The sequence below is a fragment of the Methanogenium marinum genome (assembly GCF_028912405.1).
Taxonomy (GTDB): Archaea; Halobacteriota; Methanomicrobia; order Methanomicrobiales; family Methanomicrobiaceae; genus Methanogenium; species Methanogenium marinum.
Map to the genome: position 1 here is coordinate 285,572 of NZ_JAKELO010000002.1, position 18,045 is coordinate 303,616.

Annotated in this window: 15 protein-coding genes and 2 pseudogenes; 2 read left to right on the top strand and 15 right to left on the bottom strand. The window is 38.4% G+C overall.

Annotated elements, in window-relative coordinates; genetic code table 11:
• Positions 1-542 precede the first annotated feature (542 nt).
• From L0665_RS01785 to L0665_RS01820, 8 genes and pseudogenes are all read right to left on the bottom strand, one after another.
• Positions 543-1,483 (bottom strand): annotated as a pseudogene (locus L0665_RS01785) (IS5 family transposase).
• A gap of 184 nt (positions 1,484-1,667) precedes the next feature.
• Positions 1,668-2,855, bottom strand: coding sequence for a glycosyltransferase family 4 protein (locus tag L0665_RS01790; RefSeq protein WP_274924005.1), 1,188 nt, complete (start codon positions 2,853-2,855; stop codon positions 1,668-1,670).
• Complete coding sequence (gene wecB, locus L0665_RS01795; protein WP_274924006.1) at positions 2,852-3,955, bottom strand: non-hydrolyzing UDP-N-acetylglucosamine 2-epimerase; 1,104 nt, start codon at positions 3,953-3,955, stop codon at positions 2,852-2,854. Before wecB ends, L0665_RS01790 begins: the two co-directional genes overlap by 4 nt.
• Positions 3,952-5,010: a polysaccharide biosynthesis protein gene (locus L0665_RS01800; protein WP_274924007.1), complete on the bottom strand. Its 1,059-nt coding sequence runs from the start codon at positions 5,008-5,010 to the stop codon at positions 3,952-3,954. Before L0665_RS01800 ends, wecB begins: the two co-directional genes overlap by 4 nt.
• A complete protein-coding gene (locus L0665_RS01805; protein ID WP_274924008.1) occupies positions 4,997-5,890 on the bottom strand; it encodes a dTDP-4-dehydrorhamnose reductase family protein in 894 nt (297 codons plus the stop codon). Before L0665_RS01805 ends, L0665_RS01800 begins: the two co-directional genes overlap by 14 nt.
• 240 nt (positions 5,891-6,130) lie before the next feature.
• On the bottom strand, positions 6,131-7,183 hold the full coding sequence (locus tag L0665_RS01810) for a glycosyltransferase family 4 protein (protein ID WP_274924009.1): 1,053 nt from the start codon (positions 7,181-7,183) through the stop codon (positions 6,131-6,133).
• Between the two features lie 111 nt (positions 7,184-7,294).
• The gene (locus tag L0665_RS01815) at positions 7,295-7,816 is read right to left on the bottom strand and encodes a transposase (protein ID WP_274924010.1); all 522 of its coding nucleotides are present in this window, start codon (positions 7,814-7,816) and stop codon (positions 7,295-7,297) included.
• A 432-nt stretch (positions 7,817-8,248) separates the two neighbouring features.
• Positions 8,249-9,403, bottom strand: coding sequence for an ISH3 family transposase (locus L0665_RS01820; protein WP_274924011.1), 1,155 nt, complete (start codon positions 9,401-9,403; stop codon positions 8,249-8,251).
• Between the two features lie 124 nt (positions 9,404-9,527).
• Here L0665_RS01820 and L0665_RS01825 point away from each other — a divergent pair.
• Both L0665_RS01825 and L0665_RS01830 read left to right on the top strand, forming a co-directional pair.
• Positions 9,528-9,761, top strand: a pseudogene (locus L0665_RS01825) (IS5/IS1182 family transposase); the annotation flags it as partial.
• A 381-nt stretch (positions 9,762-10,142) separates the two neighbouring features.
• On the top strand, positions 10,143-10,697 hold the full coding sequence (locus tag L0665_RS01830; RefSeq protein ID WP_274924012.1) for a class I SAM-dependent methyltransferase: 555 nt from the start codon (positions 10,143-10,145) through the stop codon (positions 10,695-10,697).
• Positions 10,698-10,783: 86 nt separating this feature from the next.
• Here the strand turns inward: L0665_RS01830 and L0665_RS01835 are convergent, their stop codons facing one another.
• The 7 genes from L0665_RS01835 to rfbA all read right to left on the bottom strand — a co-directional run bounded on the left by L0665_RS01835 (position 10,784) and on the right by rfbA (position 17,998).
• Positions 10,784-11,653, bottom strand: coding sequence for a polysaccharide pyruvyl transferase family protein (locus L0665_RS01835; protein WP_274924013.1), 870 nt, complete (start codon positions 11,651-11,653; stop codon positions 10,784-10,786).
• A gap of 204 nt (positions 11,654-11,857) precedes the next feature.
• Positions 11,858-12,859, bottom strand: a complete 1,002-nt coding sequence (locus tag L0665_RS01840) for a glycosyltransferase family 2 protein (RefSeq protein ID WP_274924014.1) — start codon at positions 12,857-12,859, stop codon at positions 11,858-11,860.
• A gap of 330 nt (positions 12,860-13,189) precedes the next feature.
• Positions 13,190-13,753, bottom strand: coding sequence for an acyltransferase (locus L0665_RS01845; RefSeq protein WP_274924015.1), 564 nt, complete (start codon positions 13,751-13,753; stop codon positions 13,190-13,192).
• The gene (locus tag L0665_RS01850; protein ID WP_274924016.1) at positions 13,750-14,841 is read right to left on the bottom strand and encodes a DegT/DnrJ/EryC1/StrS family aminotransferase; all 1,092 of its coding nucleotides are present in this window, start codon (positions 14,839-14,841) and stop codon (positions 13,750-13,752) included. Before L0665_RS01850 ends, L0665_RS01845 begins: the two co-directional genes overlap by 4 nt.
• 40 nt (positions 14,842-14,881) lie before the next feature.
• Entirely contained in the window at positions 14,882-16,036 is a 1,155-nt protein-coding gene (locus L0665_RS01855; RefSeq protein WP_274924017.1) for a DegT/DnrJ/EryC1/StrS family aminotransferase, read from the bottom strand.
• A 1-nt stretch (position 16,037) separates the two neighbouring features.
• Positions 16,038-17,117: a dTDP-glucose 4,6-dehydratase gene (rfbB, locus tag L0665_RS01860; protein WP_274924018.1), complete on the bottom strand. Its 1,080-nt coding sequence runs from the start codon at positions 17,115-17,117 to the stop codon at positions 16,038-16,040.
• Positions 17,114-17,998 (bottom strand): glucose-1-phosphate thymidylyltransferase RfbA, encoded by an 885-nt coding sequence (gene rfbA, locus L0665_RS01865; protein WP_274924019.1) that lies wholly within the window; start codon positions 17,996-17,998, stop codon positions 17,114-17,116. Before rfbA ends, rfbB begins: the two co-directional genes overlap by 4 nt.
• Between the last annotated feature and the right edge of the window lie 47 nt (positions 17,999-18,045).

Here is an 18,045-nt window from a genome sequence, read left to right on the forward strand (position 1 = left end):
GGATGGACGAAACCCTTTTCTGGTGTTTTTCTGCCATTTCAGAGATCCCTATCGGTCCCATGATTGATTACGACAGTTCAGATTTTCCGTCAGCCCATGTCTCAAACGTGGCCCGGATGGCATCATCCGCATGTGATGAAATGCGGATCTTGTTGCGAGAGATGGAGATATAGTATATTTCATGGCATTATAACATTTTATTTTGTGAGAACTAAGGCCTTTTGCAGATTTGCGAAACTGTTTTCATCCAATGGCGAGGTCGTTGTCAGCCATTAGACAGCAGATTGAAAGCTGAAACAGTAGATCCATTGAGATGGTCACCAGTTAGACAAAAGGCAAACACAGCGACTAACGATGAAGTGGAATTTCTTCTTATTCAGGCAAGTCATAGTGTTCTCATTTGTAGACGACGACCTAAGAATAAAATGGAGAGGATTACAATTTTCCAATTTTTTGAAGACCAAAAATATGGATACAAATTCTAACTTTGCCTAATCACTCATTTCAGACAATATTTCACTATTTTTCATATAGCTATCGCTCTAAGCTCCCTGTTTTTGAATCGTCATCATCTGATACAGATTATAAAAATGCAGAGAATGTATTCTTCACTCTTGCTCTGCCAAGTTCAGTCACTTTCATCGTTCCTGACTTAAATACCGTTTTTAGAACAACAAATGGTCTTTCTCCTTTGGACCTCTTCCGGGTGATTCTTTCATTACTGAGTTTATCCCGGATTCCAATTGGATGGTTTCTTGCTCCTCTTTTCATAGTGGCATTGTACCCTTTGCATTTCGCTCCCTGGTATCCTCTGTCACGATAAACAACCTCTCCCATTTCGGAGAGATCTACCTGGCTGTCATGAACAGATGCAGTTGTTGTAGAAATTCTTCGTATCAGATCATAGTCCTGATCCATAATTGCATGGAGTTTGTATCCAAAATGGGATTTTCCACCTTTCTTTGTCCATGTGCCATCTTTGCTTCTTCTTGTCTTTGCCTCACCTCCCTGAGGGGTATCAGAAGAGGCATGACCCGAATCGGAATGGATGAATGTTGCATCCTGGATCATGCCTTTCTTGATCGTAAGGCCTTTTGTATCCAACTGGCACTGTAGTTCATCCCAAATCGCACTATCTTTTCCGGATTTAGATATCCTTTCACTAAAAGAGCCAGATCGTGGATCGGTCGGGTATTTTATCGGGTAATCCAAGAAACTGCCTGAATGAAATCCAGTTATTTGCCTGTCTTTCAAGTTCAGGATCAGAGAGGCCATGCCATTGCTGCAGAATAAGCATCTTGATCATAAGGATTTCATCCAGATTCGGACGGCCACCTTTGTCAGTTTTATTTGAATACAGGTCTCCGAGAATTGGGCGAAATTGTTCCCAGTCTATCAGTTTCTCAACTTCACCTAATTTATCGCCCAACTCAGCAATACGTCCGTATTCAGACTTAATTGCAAAATTAATGAAAGTGCTCATGAATTAGGGATCGATCTGGTTCAATAAAGTACTTCCGGTAAAAAAGGGTTTATAGAAATTCTCTTCAAAATATTTTTCTGATGTTCTTTGAAGAGAATTTAATTCAGACATATGCCCACATGTTACAGATTTTACGAATAATATATTTATATAATGATTGGCCCACACATCCAACATATATGAATCAAATTGTTTCCAAGAGAGATTTAAACTGTTTTTTTGCGACTTCAACACTGAAATCTATTTCAGCCCGAATTCGGGCATTCCTTCCAAGCCTATGCTGAAGATCACGATCCTCAAGGATTTTTTTGATACCTTCTGCCAGACATTCTGGATCATTTTCATCAACTACGAATCCACATTCATATTTATTGAAATACCATGAAACAAATGAATCCTTGGGAGCATGTACAAGTATTGGCCTGCCCGTCGCTAAATATTCACCAATTTTCCCTGGTGCAGAGGTCCTAATTACATCCGGATAGGGCGATAAAAATGCCAGTGGGAGAAAGAGAATATCCGCACTTTGTTGTAGTGAGGGCATCGTACTGACCGGTTGGTGTCCATGGTTGATTACCGGCCCACAGATACTATTGGCTTTTAATTTTATTGGAGACTGAGTTGTGTAGATATGCAAGTTCAGTCCAGGTATACTTAAAAGTTCAATTGCCTTGATTAAATTCCGGAAGGCATCATAATGTGCCTCATATATGGCCCCTGTATAAACAATCCGGGCTTCTGATCCCTGTTTTTCTGAAAAAGCCTCATTATTGCCTGCATTGTATTTAGATAGATCACAGGGATTATGGATAACAATCGATTTTGCCCCATAACGTTTATGATATTCCTTCTGCATGCATTCATTCGGAACAATAATTCCATCCGCCTCGTTAAACATAAGTCTTTCATATTTCTCTGCAAAGGCCTGTTGTATGGGGCACATACATTTGGAATAATAATCAAATGCGTATATGCAGAATGGGACACCAAGTTTTTTGCTGGCTAAATAAACTGCAGGTAAATCAAACAGATTGCCTGTACACGCAACAATTGACAGACATTTTTCGCGTTGGACAATTTTGATAATCTGATTGGTGCGGAACCTTAACATATTTTTTAAGATAGCCTCTGATTTTAAAACAGAGGCACTCTTTATTAAACATCTCATGATCTGGAAATCAGGTTGGAGACGATAATATCGGGCCAGGAGAGGAGAAGAGTAGTTCCCCTGCAATTTATATTTATGATAATTGCTCTGAGTAATCAGGCAGTATTCCTGAGGATCTAAATCACGCAGGAAAAGGTCAAGTACCATTGACTGTCCTGAATGCGCTGGAGGAAGGGCTGCTGAAACCAAAGCAAATTTCTTCATATTTCAGGACACTTCAACATATTATGATAGCCAAGCACGATCTTAACAACGGTATCACTTACGTTATCAACGAGATATTCTGGTGGCACTGCCCATTGGCCCCTGTTTTCAAGAACACATGCAATGCATCTCATAATATCTTCTGGCTCTGCTCCACTCAGAATATTGCTACCGCATTCAAGGGTCTCTGGCCTCTCAGTTACGTCCCGCATGGTTACATTAGGGACATTAAAAATGCAACATTCCTCCTGTACTGTCCCACTGTCACTAAGGACACATCTTGCGTTTTGTTCGAGATTAATAAAGTCAAAGAAACCGAAAGGGGCATGGAATTGGATGCCGGGATGATCGTTTTCAAGCCCGAAACGGTGCATCTTATCTTTTGTTCTGGGATGAAGACTACAGATAATTGGCATCTGATATTCTTCATATATTGATTGTAATCCTTGCATCAACGCACGGAGTCGTTCTTCGACATCTACATTTTCTGCCCGGTGCAGGGTTACAAGGAAGTACTCCCTTTTTTTCAGTCCAAGGCGTTGAACAATATCTGACTGTTCAATGGTATCGTTATAGTAAGCGATCACTTCATTGATGGGATTTCCTATTGCAAAGATCCGTTTACTGACAATTCCTTCCTGAATCAGGTTGGCACGGCTTCGTTCGGTATAGGGAAGGAGTATATCACTGGAATGGTCAATAATCCGCCGATTGACTTCTTCGGGGACGCGGTCGTCGTAGCACCGGTTTCCTGCTTCCATGTGAAAAACCGGGATCCCGAGTCGTTTGGCAACAATTGAACATAAACTGCTGTTTGTATCTCCGAGGATGAGCACACGATCAGGTTTCTCGGAAAGCATGATCTCTTCACATCCGGTTAAGATTTTGCCGACCTGATCTCCAAAGCTTTTCCCCTGTACGCCGAGAAAATAATCTGGTTGTCTGAGATTTAGGTCTTCAAAAAATATGTCATTCAAATTTGGGTCGTAATTCTGTCCGGTATGAATGACGATGTGGTCACAGAGTTTATCGAGTTTTGGAATAATTCTGCTCAGGCGTATTATTTCAGGTCTCGTGCCGAGGATTGTCAGCACTTTCATCGAAGCAATTCCCCTTCAGAAGAGTTCTGGTCTTCGAGCAATAGGCCATATTTTTTCAATAATTCTCTGGTTTCTTCCTTTGACATGAGGTTGTCGGCAGAGCCATACTCATGTGAGATAGATGGAGTCGATTCCATATCATCATTGATTTCAGGAAGGATAGAACAGATTACGTAATAATTTCCTCTCTCTATGGTTCTGTGTGCTTCTTCTTCTGAGACAAGGGACTCATGAATTTTTTCTCCGGGCCGTATGCCTGTTATGACCGTTTTGATCGGACGATCTCCTATAAGAGCATCGGCGAGATCCGTAACTTTGCAGGAGGGAATCCGTGGGATATAGGTTTCACCTTTTCTTCCATAGCGTACAGCCTCGAAGATTGTATCAACAGCCTGATCGAGACTAAGAAGAAACCTTGTCATGTCACTTGTTGTGATGGTCACCGGTCCGCCGTTGCGAATCTGTTCATGAAACAAGGGGACGACTGATCCTCGTGATGCGAGGACATTGCCATATCGGACACAGATAAAACGAGTATCCGGACAGTCGAGGTTGCCATGGATAAAAATACGCTCCTGAATCGCCTTGGTCATTCCCATGACATTCACGGGTTTGCATGCTTTGTCTGTTGAGATGCCCACAACAGTCTCAATAGGCAGATTATGTTCCCTGATTGCACGGATGATATTTTCAGGGCCCGTAATATTGGTTTTTACCGCTTCGTAAGGGAAGTATTCACATGAAGGCACCTGCTTTAAAGCGGCTGTATTAAAAACTACATCTACATTCTTCAATGCAGAACATACACTGTGAAAATCACGGACATCTCCAATGCGGAACTCCAGACACCGCCTAAAGTTGTTGTAGATAACTTCGTCGGTGACAGCGTTGCGGTTCATATATTCTACCCGCAATGCATGCTGTTTTGCCTCATCTCTTGAAAATACGATGATTTTTTTGATATTTCCAATTTCTCCTGAGAGCAATCTTCGGATCAATATCTTTCCGAGGGATCCTGTTCCGCCAGTAATAAGTATTGTTTTATCTGTCAGCATGGTTCTTCCTCATAAGATGATATGGAGTTGGATCGTCATGTATCTGTTCAATCATTTTTGACCATGATGGGATGTTAATATTTGTATATTGTCTGAATTTTTCACCCATAAGACTTCGGTCAGATATTACCGTTTCATCAGGCAACATAGTAACATCCAATTCTAATTTTCCATTGATTAATGCTAGAAGATCGTATTTACTAATAGGTTCGGATGCAACGTGCCATACGCCATGTATTTCTGGAAAATCTGATATAATTATAGAAATTATTTCAGCCAAAGCATTTGTCGTCAAACCACTGAATATTGCTTTTTTATATCCTTTGACTGTATTTCCACTTTGATCGAGGAACCATTCCAATAAACCATGTGATGTTCTCAATTCACGCCCGATAATAGAGGTCCGGAGAGTAAGGCATCCCGGGTAATCCACCTCTCCCAGAAATTTTGTCCTGCCGTACAGGTCTTCTGCATCCGAGGGCTCGTTTTCGGTGTAGTTACCCTTTGAGCCAGAAAAGACACAATCGGTGCTCATATGGATGAGGCGAATATCATTGTTGATGCAAAAATTGGCAAGTTGATGAGGAAAGAGGGCGTTGATTGTAATGCTCTGGATTGGATCCTGTGCGGCAGGCAATTGTTTTACAATACCAATACAGTTGATAATTACGTCAGGATTAATCATTTTACTTGCATCAATAACGCTACCAAATTGCTTTGCCTCGACATTTCCTATTAACTGAATATTGCTTAGAATTGGATGATTTTGATATGCTTTTTCGTTGCCACGAACGGTTCCCGAAACATCATATTTGCTGCCCAGTTTCTGCAATAACTTATGCCCTAACATTCCGCTAGCGCCTAAAACAAGTATTTTCATGCGACTTACATCCATTAAATTTACTGACAAGATTTCAATCAACATCTTTTTTTTTGAATGAGATTAATTAAGATGCCTCAAACATAAAGACAGCTCAATCCATCCGGATACCAGTATATGTTCCAGACAAAATATTATTATATGTTTCAATTACATTAGGTTTAATTACTGAAATATCAAGTCGTTTTGTTGCTGTCTGAAAATTTATTTCAGATGCCTTGTCAACAAGTTCATCGTCACTTATTGCTTTAGAGATCTTTTTGCGATAATTTGTGGATTATCTGGTGGTACAATGAATCCTGTTTCACCGTCAATTATCCATTCACTCGCACATGACGTGTTGGTTTGAATTGGAAATGTCCCCATCATTATTGCTTCAAGTAAAGATGTGCTTATAGCATCGGTAATACTCAATCCGATATATACCCTGGATTTTCCAAAAATTCCCATAATTTCCTCGTGTGAACATGGGGGGATGATTTTTATCGGGACATTTATACGCTCAGATAAATTATTTGCTTCTCTTTTAACTTCATCTCCAGCACTATATATTGCGATTATATAGCCACTTAACTCTTCTTTGCATAATTCAATTGCTTGCAGACCCAGAAGAGCTCTTCCTGCCCACCCCTGATTGCCTTTTAATAGAATTAAACGTCGCGATGACGTTGGGTTATTTTGTCGTATTTTTGAATATTTATTGACTTCAAATCCACCGGTGTTAGGTAATATTGGAAGTAATTTACCTTTTAACCCCATTTCCATAGCTAATAATCCATCTCTTTTACATTCACAGGAATAATAATCGCATTTCTCTAATATCTCTTTTATTTTGGATTCATGTCCAGAAACATTTCTAAAATAATATATATCACTGCCCCAATTTGTTGCAATCCAAATAGGAAAGTCAGAATCAAATCGTTTTTTCGCTTCAAGAGTTAAATAACCTGCAGATTGGAATTCCATTGAATGAATGATATCTGGTTTTATTTTTTTTATGACGTTTTCAAGCTGATCAACGCGGTAATTTGGGTTAATAAATTTTTTTGCCGTTTTTGCCATCCAGGATAGATAATGTGAGAATACTGGAATTCCTTTGTATTGTACGTTTTTATTCAGGTTCCTGAGATATCCATAAAAGGAGTGATATAAGGTTAGATTTTTCAAGTCTTTATGCGAGGAGCCATAATCCCTGCTTGGAAATAAATGGATATCCCATCCTTGTTTATCCAATTGAGATATCCATCGTGCTGTGTGGATACTATCTGACATCGCGATGAACAAAATACGCATACCTATTCCTTTCTTTTATTACAGTTATAAATGATATAATTTCAGTTTCAAAATATCGTATCAATTTGTGCACTCCTTGCATTTGTTATAAAATTCAAGTCAGGGGGATCTTCAGACTCCCTGTCCTGATTCAAGCAGAATGCCCCGTGTTCGTTGTATGCCAACCTCTTTCTTTGCATTCTGTATGAGGGAAAGTGCTTCATCAATCCCTATCTTCCGTACCATAGTGAGGAATGCCGGAACCACGGACTGCTTTTTTGGTATATAGCTTTCATCAACAAAGAGCTCTTTGTATGTCAGCAAATGCCAGATGATCGTCAGATTTTTTCGTGCGAGTGCTACAATTGCTTTCTTGTATCCGGATCGCTTCTTTATCCGTTCAAAGAACGTCCACAGTTTTGTCCCTTTCATTCTGGCACAGGAATGTGCAATTTCAACGAGAATCCACCACAGATGACGATTCCCTCGTTTGGTGATCGACCCGGTTCTGAGTGTCCCCGCTGACTGGTAGATGCTGGGTACAATTCCCGTCCATGCTGCAAGTTTCTTGCCGGAAGAAAAATCACTGACATCCCCGATCTCAGAGATTAAAACAGATGCGGCAATATGCCCCACCCCAGGAACCGAGCGCAAGATCTTCAGTTCATCCTGATGATTCCAGGTGATATAATAGTTGATCCTGCTCTCGGCATCTTCAATCTCAGACGTAATCAGACGAAGGAGATTCAGGGCACATTATAACATAAATCGTTCCCGTTGGGACAACGAATATGAAATTGCCTCACGTATTTCTTCTTATTTCTTTTAGATATTCTTCGGGATGTGCCTGAGGATTTCATCAATATCCATCCCCTCAACAAGACCGTTCATGATGCGGGTGCCGGTCTTTCCGAATATGTCGGTCATTACATGGGACAAACGGATCTGTGATGCATCAAGGATGTGGTGGATCTTGTTTTAGGCGACAGTTCGCTGCTGAACAAGCAGTTCACGATACCGGGTGCAGTACTTCACTAAATTCCCTCCAATAGAAAAATCAGAACTCGCTTCAACACCCTCTAAATTTCAAACAGATGATCTTAACACAGGAATTTCTGTGACTGGCCTCAACACTTTTCTTATACCTTCCCAGACCAGCATCCGGAACTGATCAAACCGGAACAGATTCTCTTCAACTGTCCTTGGCCCCCTCTTTATGGGAGAAAAATAGATCCGCTGCAACACGACCCAGATGTTCTTGAGCAGCAGAGATATTATCGCATGTAGATATCGAACAGTCACATTTCTGGACGATGTTTTACATTTTACGCTGTTTCTAATGCGATAGGATGCTTCAATGGCAAACCGTGTTTTATATGTGTTGTAGATCCTTCTCGGTGTCCAGTCCAGCCCATGAACAACATATCCCAGATTGACATTCCCGTACTTTCCCATCTTTCCCTGTTGGTAATGAACATCAATGGCAACATCCATTTTAAGAGGTTTACCCTCCCCTTTCATTGTATATTGGGCAAATCTGGCCTTTTTGCCATTAAGGAGTGTCTTCGTTTCTACACTATGTTTCTTCACCGGCACAATGTGAGGAATTCCCTCATCATGAAGAAATCTAAATACTTCCTTCGAGTAGAATCCTCTGTCCAGGCAGAGGACTTCAACATTAATGTCAAGTTGTTGGATGGTCTCCATACATTTCCTGACATATTCGACCATCTTAACACCTTTTTTCACCGGAAACACGGCAAGCGTCAGCCGTTCTCTTTTCCGGATGATGTAGATGGATACATACGAATAGAAATACGTTGTGGATTTCTTTGGTCTGCTGCGAATAACGTAATCTGCGTTTGTATCGACGATTTTTCCATAATATAGATCGTTTGTCAAATCGATTGCAAACTGGTATTTTTTACCCTTTTTTTGAAGGGAATCTGCAGCATATGTAAGTATTCGAGAATTAGCACTTTCCAGAGTTGACAGATCAAATTTGGACAGGTGGTGTCTGATAGATGTTTCACACGGTACTTTCTGAACAACATTCCCGATTGAATGGATTGAGAGACGATTCACTGACATTCCGGTGATAATCTGAAAAAGAGTATTTTGGCTCAATTGGCCGTTTATGGGAATATTGAGATTACGATTCAATGCGTTTACAGCAAGATCAGAACATTCTTTTGATTTAAAAGTATGTACAATAGTGCGGGCGTTTTGATATTTGGTCATATTGGGCGCCCGCAGGGCATATAGATCTTTTCTTTTGCTGTTGTTATTACCTAATATTCAGATTTGCAAGAATTTATCTCGTTCACAATGGTCTTTTTGGCTTCAATTTTTAGCTAAGTACTGAACTATGAAACGCGGTGCCAGAGATCACCCGATTGGTATCAGGGATAAACTTCGTAATGAAAGAATTACTCGGAAGAGGTCCAAAGGAGAAAGGCCATTTGCTGTTCTGAAAACGGTATTTAAGTCAGGAACGATGAAAGTAACTGAACTTGGCAGAGCAAGGGTGAAGAATACATTCTCTGCATTTTGTTATAACCTCTACCAAATGAGAACGATTCAAAAACAGGGAGTTTAGAGCGATAACTATCTGAAAAGGATTGAAATATTGTCTGAAATGAGTGATTAGGCAAAGTTAGAATTTGTATCCATATTTTTGGTCTTCAAAAAATTGGAAAATAGTAATCCTCTAGTATATATCAAGGATCTAAAGTCCACAAAATTAATTTGCTATTCACGAGGTAACAACAACCATAAGGACGAGGCTTGCAAAAACTTTCAATAATCTGAAAAATAATTCATATACAAGGAAACGTATGAAATACAAAGCTAGAGTAATTTACGAGAATTCAATACTTAATGGTAGCATTGCTGCTATTTTAAGAGATTTTTTTCGCTTTCTTTCAATATCAAGTCATCAATTAGTCATATGAAAAATTATTATCTTTTGTTCCGAAAAATGCCCACAGAAAGGAAACTTCATTTTGGTTGTGGCTTCGATTATAAAGAAGGATTCATTAATCTTGATATGGTTAAATCAGCAGATTACTATTTCGATGCACGAAATAAGCTTCCATTTAGAGATGGTACTATCGAATATATTTATAGCTCCCATTTTGTTGAACATCTGAATAATGAGGAGCTCATGAGACATTTCAAAGAATCTTTCAGAGTTCTCCAAACAGATGGGATTTATAGAATATGCATACCAGATTTTGTAAGTGCGATTAAAGCTTACATTACAATGGATAATGAGTGGTTAGAAAGTGCTAAAAGAGACTGGGGCTTTGATTATTTATTTGCTCCCGCTTATCTTCTTTCTCATGCAGAATATCTGGATCGTGCACTGCACGAGTTCGGCACCCATAAGATATTCCTTGACTACAAAAAAACAAAAAAAATGCTGATTTATTCAGGATTCCAGGAGGATAATATTAACCTTATGTCTTATGATCCATCTATAGACAGGAAAGAAAGGAAAATATATTCAATCTACATTGAGGCAAAGAAATAATAATTAAACGATAAATCCCACCCTCTAGACCAATATTTAAAGTGATAATTTCCATTCAAGTAGTGAAACTCCAATCTCTTCTTAAACTAATATTTTCTTTCGTTTTTTTGAGAAGAACACTTATTAAACGGGCAAACCTCAAGCAGATGATTAAGATCAATATTAATTGTATATGGGTTAAAAGAATCATAAATATCTGAAATCGTTGTTTTTTTGGAGATGGTGAGAGGTTCCCTCTCTAATCTACCAACAGACAGAAAATAATCTAAAAATTTAAAGCCATTGCCCACAACATTCTCTGATAATTTCACCCATGTTGATGGAATACCATACGCATCAGAAGCAATTATGCCATGTAAGGAACTTGATGCAATACGCTTACAACCACAAATATCATCAACAAAATCATTGATACCTCCCTGTATGTTAATTATTTTGACATCCGATCGACCTTCAAATTGTTTTAACAAAGGACTGTTTTTATCAATATAATGAGGAACTATCCCCAACTCATATTTTTTATTAATATTGGGACAATAAAAAATAGGATACAGTAATGCAGGGTCACCGTATACCTCTGGACATTCAATACCTTGCTTAATAATTAGATCCCTTGTCAGAGGACCCCTCACAGCACAAATAGATCTTGGTTCGGTCATAAATTTTCCTGATGCTGAAATAAACCCAGATCCCCAAATTACTGCATTTCTATCAGAGCATCCATCCAGAATACTTCCAACAACTCGGAATACAGGTTTATTTTTGATATTTATGTGAGGTCTTGCTAAAGTAGGCCATTTCCCAGAGATATTATGTATTAATATAGGGTTAAGTGCGTCACCCCAATTATTTAAGTCACCATCACTCCAATATGCCAATATTGCATCAGCATTAAAAATTTCATTTTTAGCATCTAGCAGATAACTACTAACGTTTTTTTTAATAGATTTCATCATAATTTTATCTCTGAAAATTTTTCATATATCCTATAAGACAAATCCCGGCACAGGTAACAAAACCAATGGATAAATTATTTTTACAATTGTATCAATTATTTTCATTTTAAGTTTATCCCTATAATATATCGCAAGAGAGAGCCATCAATTATTGCGCAAATATTCATAACTATGGTATTTGCAGTTCGAATTAAAATATATTTTTCATATTGCAAAAATTCGTTTCATTTTTGCAAAAGGAGAACGGATTATTAACCATAATATGGCAAAAGATCTATGCAACAATAGCATGCAAATCAATTTTAAAAAAATCGGCATACTGGCTCTATTTGTTTCAAAAAAATTCTTTTTGCATTCATATGGTGTTGATATGGATTTGAGATAATTATAACAATGATCCCATTTAACATTCTCAAATTCTTTATTATATATATAGTTGGTTGTTTCGTTCAATTTATCTAACCCATAATACCTAGAATTAGCCCAATCCAGAGCATATTTTTCATCATTACTTAATTTCTTAGAAAAAGAAAACTCTGTGTTTTGTCTATAGATGGCCATAACATCAGGGACAAATAATGCACCGCCACCCAATGAACCAAATACAGTGTTATTCGTGTGCTCTCCTTTAAGCTTTAAAGTCCATTTCGGAGGATGGATTATATTTTCAATTCCACATGCACGAAGGACCGTTGAGACTGTTGGAATAAACCCAGCACCTATAATTATTACTTCACTTGTTGAAATGATTTTAATATTATTTGGGTATTTGTAATTTAATTTTTGTTCAATAATACCATATTCATTCTTTATATAAACTGGATGAAAACAAATATTACATTCGGGGTGTTTTTCCATCGCATCTATCTGCTTTTGGAGTTTGCAAGGGTCGATCCAGTAATCATCCCCTTCGCAAAGAGCAAAATATTTGCCTTTTGCTTCCATATATGCATTTGGGAAAATCTGTTCACCTTTTGAATACTGATTTTCAGTCTGATAAATTGGTTTAATTAAATTAGGATATTTCATTTCATACTCCCTGACAATATCTGCCGTTTTATCTGTGGAAGCATCATCATGTATAATAATTTCAAAGGAAAAATCGGTTTTCTGCATGAGAAAACCTTCAATGGAATCTCGAATGTATTTTTCATGATTATAAGTAATACAACAAATACTAACTAGTGGGTCTTGAGTTTCATTCATGATTTTTGAGTCCTTTTAATTTTTTATTTAATGTCTTAAATAGCAGAAACTGTGCCTATTTTTATAATAAATAGTTAATTACCAAATAGAATAATGTTCCCAAAAAAGCAATCACAAAAAGATAATAATACTTCAAAAGGTAAAACCAAACCAGTTATGTAAATCAAAATGCCTATCAAAATGACCAAAAATATAGTTGGATCAAAATATCCAGTCATAGGAACAACACTAATGTTAGCGCGATACCTATCTGAATCCCTCAGCGAAAGAGCTGCTCCATGAAATTCCAGATGATCCCGATGCTTGTTTTATGGCGGAGATTAACGGGATTCATATATTAGAGTCATCAAATAAACTTCCATATCGTTCATTTTCGGGAGTTAACAAAAATTTTTCATAAGTATTCAAAACCTCATTTTTATCCCTCTCACCAATTCGATTATTTCCGATATAGATGCCCCAAGGAGCTAAATCCTTAGTTACAACAGAATTTGCTCCAATTGTTGCACCTTCACCAATATTTACTCCAGGAAGCACAACGGAATTTGCTCCAACAATACAGTAATCTCCAATGGATATTGGTGCACTTTCAATATTCCTAAATTTATTCGCTACCGTTGAATTACCAAATCCCCAATTTTTAAAATCATCTGTTGCGGTTAATATTCTACATCCTTGGGAAATAGCAGAGTAATTACCCACGGTTAATTTACTACCTCCAGTTATAGAGGTAAAATTTGCAATATGAACATAATTTCCAAATTTCATTGTTTCTTTTGCATAGATTAGTACAAAATCATCAATAATAACGTACTTTCCAAAAACAATATTTTCAATACCAATGATTTTTGTATTTTCAAATGTTTTTACATATGGATTATTTACTAGATTCATATTATAACCTCTTTCATAATTGAAATGATTTTATTTTGATTAATCTCCTCTAATTCCACATATATTGGTAAACATAATATTCTGCTTGCAATATCTCTGGAAATCATTTGAGCCTTTTGCGGCTGAAGGTAATCAAGAGTATCAAGGGATGGATAGAAATACCGTCTTGGGAAGATATTATTATTATTATTTAACTCTTCTTTTACCTTTAACAGTTCGTCTTCTGTCTTGAAAAGAACAGGAAAGTAACTATAATTGTTATTGCTATTTGGATTACGCTCCTGCATTTCAACAACGTCTTTCAGTCTGCTTACATAGTGATCCCATACTTCGGCACGATGTTCGATAATTGAATCAATCTCATCTAAAACACACAAACCCATTGCAGCCTGAAATTCATTCATTTTAGCATTAATACCTTCACTGATGACAGAATCGGGACCATTTATGCCAAAATTGATCAGCAATTTTGCTTTTTCGAGATCTTCTTTTCTCTTAAAAACAATTGCCCCGCCTTCACAGGTATGGAACAATTTTGTTGCATGAAAACTCAGGATTGTTGCATCCCCGTGTTTCAGGAGGCTTTCCCCTTTGTAATTCACTCCAAAGGCATGTGCACCATCATATATTGTTTTCAGGTTATATTTTTTTGCAATACCATCAATAGCTTCAACTTCACATGCGTTGCCAAACACATGAACTGGAACAATAGCGGTCGTTTCCGGAGTTATTGCCTTCTCGATATTTACGGGATCTATGCAGAACGTTTTTGGATTAATATCAGCAAAAACAGATTCAATACCTTCCCAAACCAGTGAACTTGTTGTTGCTACAAAACTAAAGGGGGAGGTAATCGCCTGACCGGTAATACCCAGTGTTTTGTATGCAACCTGCAACGCCATCGTACCATTTGTTACCAAAAGGAGATTTTCAACGCCGAGGTACTCTTCAAGTCGTGCAGTCAACTCCTTTACAAATTCTCCATTATTCGTAACCCAGGCAGTTTCGAATAATCTATCAATACGTGCATCTAACTTCCCCCGGTCAGGCAGATGCGTCTTTGTGACATTGATAATTTCAGAATTCATACTATCGTTCACTTCATTGTCGGTCTCTGTGTCTGCTTCTTCATGTAAATAAAGATCGTCTCACAAAGGTCCTTTCAGAACTCTCATCAGCCTGAAGTTCACCCTCAAATTGATATTCAGCCAGTATAGTATTACAAATCATTTCTATATCATTTGGATTCAACCATGCATCTATTGGTAAACACAATATTCTGCTTGCAATATCTCTGGAAATCACCTGAGCATTTTGTGGCTGAAGGTAATCAAGAGTATCAAGGGATGGATAGAAATACCGTCTTGGGAAGACATTATTGTTGTTTAATTCTTCTTTGATTTGTAACAGTTCATCTTCTGTTTTGAAGAGAACAGGGTAATAAATATAATTGTTATTGATATGTGGATTACGCTCCTGCATTTCTACAACGTCTTTCAGAAGGCTCGCATAATGATACCAGACTTCAGCACGATGGTTAATAATTGCACCAATTTCATCCAAAACACACAGACCCATTGCCGCCTGGAATTCATTCATTTTGGCATTGATACCTTCGCATACAATTGAATCAGGACCGTTTATACCAAAATTGATAAGCAATTTTGCTTTTTCAAGATCTTCTTTTCTCTTAAAAACAATTGCCCCACCTTCAATGGTATGGAAAAGTTTCGTTGCATGAAAACTCATAATTGTTGCGTCCCCGTGTTTTAACAGACTTTCCCCTTTGTATTTCACTCCAAAGGCATGTGCGCCGTCATATACTGTTTTCAGCCCATATTTTTTTGCAATGGCATCAATAGCTTCAACTTCACATGCGTTGCCAAACACATGAACCGGAACAATTGCGGTCGTTTCCGGAGTGATTGCCTTCTCAATATTTACCGGATCTATGCAGAACGTTTTTGGATTAATATCAGCAAAAACAGGTTCAATACCACCCCATACCAGTGAACTTGTCGTTGCTACAAAACTAAATGGTGTAGTAATTGCCTGACCGGTAATACCAAGTGTTTTGTATGCAATCTGCAACGCCATAGTACCATTTGATACCAAAAGAAGGTTTTCAACGCCCAGGTACTCTTCAAGCCGTGCAGTTAACTCCCTTACAAATTCTCCATTATTCGTAACCCAGGCAGTTTCGTACAATCGGTCAATATATGCATCAAACTTCTCCCGATCAGGCAAATGCGTCTTTGTGACATTGATATTTTTAGAATTCATGTTATCGTTCACTATAATTTTTATCGATCCAATCCCGGTATTCTCCAGTCCGAATGCGATTGATCCATTCCATATTATTCAGATACCAGGAAACCGTTTCCCGAAGCCCCAGTTCAAAAGAAACTGAATGGCTCCATCCAAGTTCTTCCTGTATTTTCGTGCTGTCGATAGCATATCGCCGATCATGGCCAGGCCGGTCTTTCACATAGGTGATTAAGGAAAGAACATCACTCTCTTCTTTCCCTGTGATCTCGGCGTATACCTTACACAACGTCTGAACCACGTCAATATTGGTCTGTTCATTGCCACCACCAATATTATAGGTACTTCCAGCCAGACCGGATGTGATAATTTTCCAAACACCTTCATTATGGTCCCGCACATGAACCCAGTCACGCACATTCTGGCCGTCACCATACACGGGTAAAGAATTCCCCTCACTCATATTTAGAATCATCAATGGAAGCAGTTTTTCCGGAAACTGAAATGGTCCATAATTGTTGGAACAGTTGGAAATCGTAACTGGTATTCCATATGTGTGAAAATATGCTGAAACCAAATGATCACTCCCTGCTTTACTGGCACTGTACGGACTTCTTGGATCGTAGGGGGAATCTTCAGAAAACAGTCCAGTTTCTCCCAGGGAACCGTAGACCTCATCTGTTGATACATGATGAAACAACACATCCTTCCGATTTTTCCAGTATGCACGGACTGCCTCAAGAAGAGTGAATGTTCCCAGAATATTTGTTTTGATAAACTCTGCAGGACCTTCTATCGAACGGTCCACATGACTCTCTGCTGCAAGATGAATGACCGTATCAATATCATATTCATTCAGAGTCACTGCTAACAGTTCAGAATCATTGATATCACCATGCACAAACGTATATCGATCGTTGCCATATTTTTCTTCAATATCAAGAAGACTTTCCTGGTTTCCTGCATACGTCAGTGCATCCAGATTGACAATTGTTCCCGTGAAATTATTCTTAGAAAAAAAGGAACGGATCAGGTTGGAGCCAATGAACCCACATCCACCCGTCACCAGAATCGACTGAAGTTTTCTCGGTGAATTCATTTACACGTCCTTTTATAATCATCAACAATCTCAAGAAGATACTCACCATATGAAGACTTTCTCTGCTGCTCCCCTAATGTACGGAATGCATCAAAATTGATGTAACCCATTCTGAAGGCAATCTCTTCGATTGAACTGATCATTAACCCCTGTCGTTCCTGAATGGTCTTTACAAACATGCCTGCTTCAAGCATACTTTCTGGCGTTCCGGTATCAAGCCAGGCAAATCCTCGTCCCATCATTTTTACGGAAAGTTCGCCCCGTTCTAGATATATCCTGTTGATATCGGTTATTTCAATCTCACCTCTTGCAGAAGGTTTGAGATTGGCAGCGATATCCACTACCTGATTATCATAAAAATATAGTCCTACTACTGCACAATTAGATTTGGGATGTTCAGGTTTCTCTTCAATTGAGATCGCATTCATATTCTCATCGAACTCAACAACACCAAATCGATGCGGGTCATGTACCGGATATCCAAACACAATCGCACCACTTTCCATTTGTGCTGCCTTCTGAAGCATTGGTCTGAGCCCGGCACCATAAAACACATTATCCCCGAGAATAAGACAGACTGAATCATCTCCTATAAACTCACGCCCAAGGATAAACGCATCCGCAAGACCCCGTGGCGCTTCCTGCACAGCATAGGTAATATTCAGTCCAATAAAAGACCCATCACCCAGCAGTTTCTCCATATTCGGCGTATCTTCAGGTGTTGAAATAATTAAAATGTCACGAATTCCTGCCAGCATCAGTGAGGAAAGAGGATAGTACAGCATTGGTTTGTCAAACAGTGGCAGAAGATGTTTTGATACAACACGTGTTGTAGGGTTCAGTCTTGAACCACTACCTCCTGCGAGAATTATTCCTTTCATATTTATTTTCAGCCTGACATTAATTATATCTGATCAATTAATAGCTT

Coding starts and splice junctions, on each gene's coding strand:
- rfbA (WP_274924019.1), bottom strand. CDS start 17,998: ATGAAAGGAATAATTCTCGCAGGAGGTAGTGGTTCAAGACTGAACCCT.
- L0665_RS01835 (WP_274924013.1), bottom strand. CDS start 11,653: ATGATGAAATCTATTAAAAAAAACGTTAGTAGTTATCTGCTAGATGCT.
- L0665_RS01830 (WP_274924012.1), top strand. CDS start 10,143: ATGCCCACAGAAAGGAAACTTCATTTTGGTTGTGGCTTCGATTATAAA.
- L0665_RS01790 (WP_274924005.1), bottom strand. CDS start 2,855: ATGAAGAAATTTGCTTTGGTTTCAGCAGCCCTTCCTCCAGCGCATTCA.
- wecB (WP_274924006.1), bottom strand. CDS start 3,955: ATGAAAGTGCTGACAATCCTCGGCACGAGACCTGAAATAATACGCCTG.
- L0665_RS01820 (WP_274924011.1), bottom strand. CDS start 9,403: ATGACCAAATATCAAAACGCCCGCACTATTGTACATACTTTTAAATCA.
- L0665_RS01855 (WP_274924017.1), bottom strand. CDS start 16,036: ATGAATTCTAAAAATATCAATGTCACAAAGACGCATTTGCCTGATCGG.
- L0665_RS01805 (WP_274924008.1), bottom strand. CDS start 5,890: ATGAAAATACTTGTTTTAGGCGCTAGCGGAATGTTAGGGCATAAGTTA.
- L0665_RS01840 (WP_274924014.1), bottom strand. CDS start 12,859: ATGAATGAAACTCAAGACCCACTAGTTAGTATTTGTTGTATTACTTAT.
- L0665_RS01810 (WP_274924009.1), bottom strand. CDS start 7,183: ATGCGTATTTTGTTCATCGCGATGTCAGATAGTATCCACACAGCACGA.
- L0665_RS01850 (WP_274924016.1), bottom strand. CDS start 14,841: ATGAATTCTGAAATTATCAATGTCACAAAGACGCATCTGCCTGACCGG.
- rfbB (WP_274924018.1), bottom strand. CDS start 17,117: ATGAATTCACCGAGAAAACTTCAGTCGATTCTGGTGACGGGTGGATGT.
- L0665_RS01845 (WP_274924015.1), bottom strand. CDS start 13,753: ATGAATCTAGTAAATAATCCATATGTAAAAACATTTGAAAATACAAAA.
- L0665_RS01800 (WP_274924007.1), bottom strand. CDS start 5,010: ATGCTGACAGATAAAACAATACTTATTACTGGCGGAACAGGATCCCTC.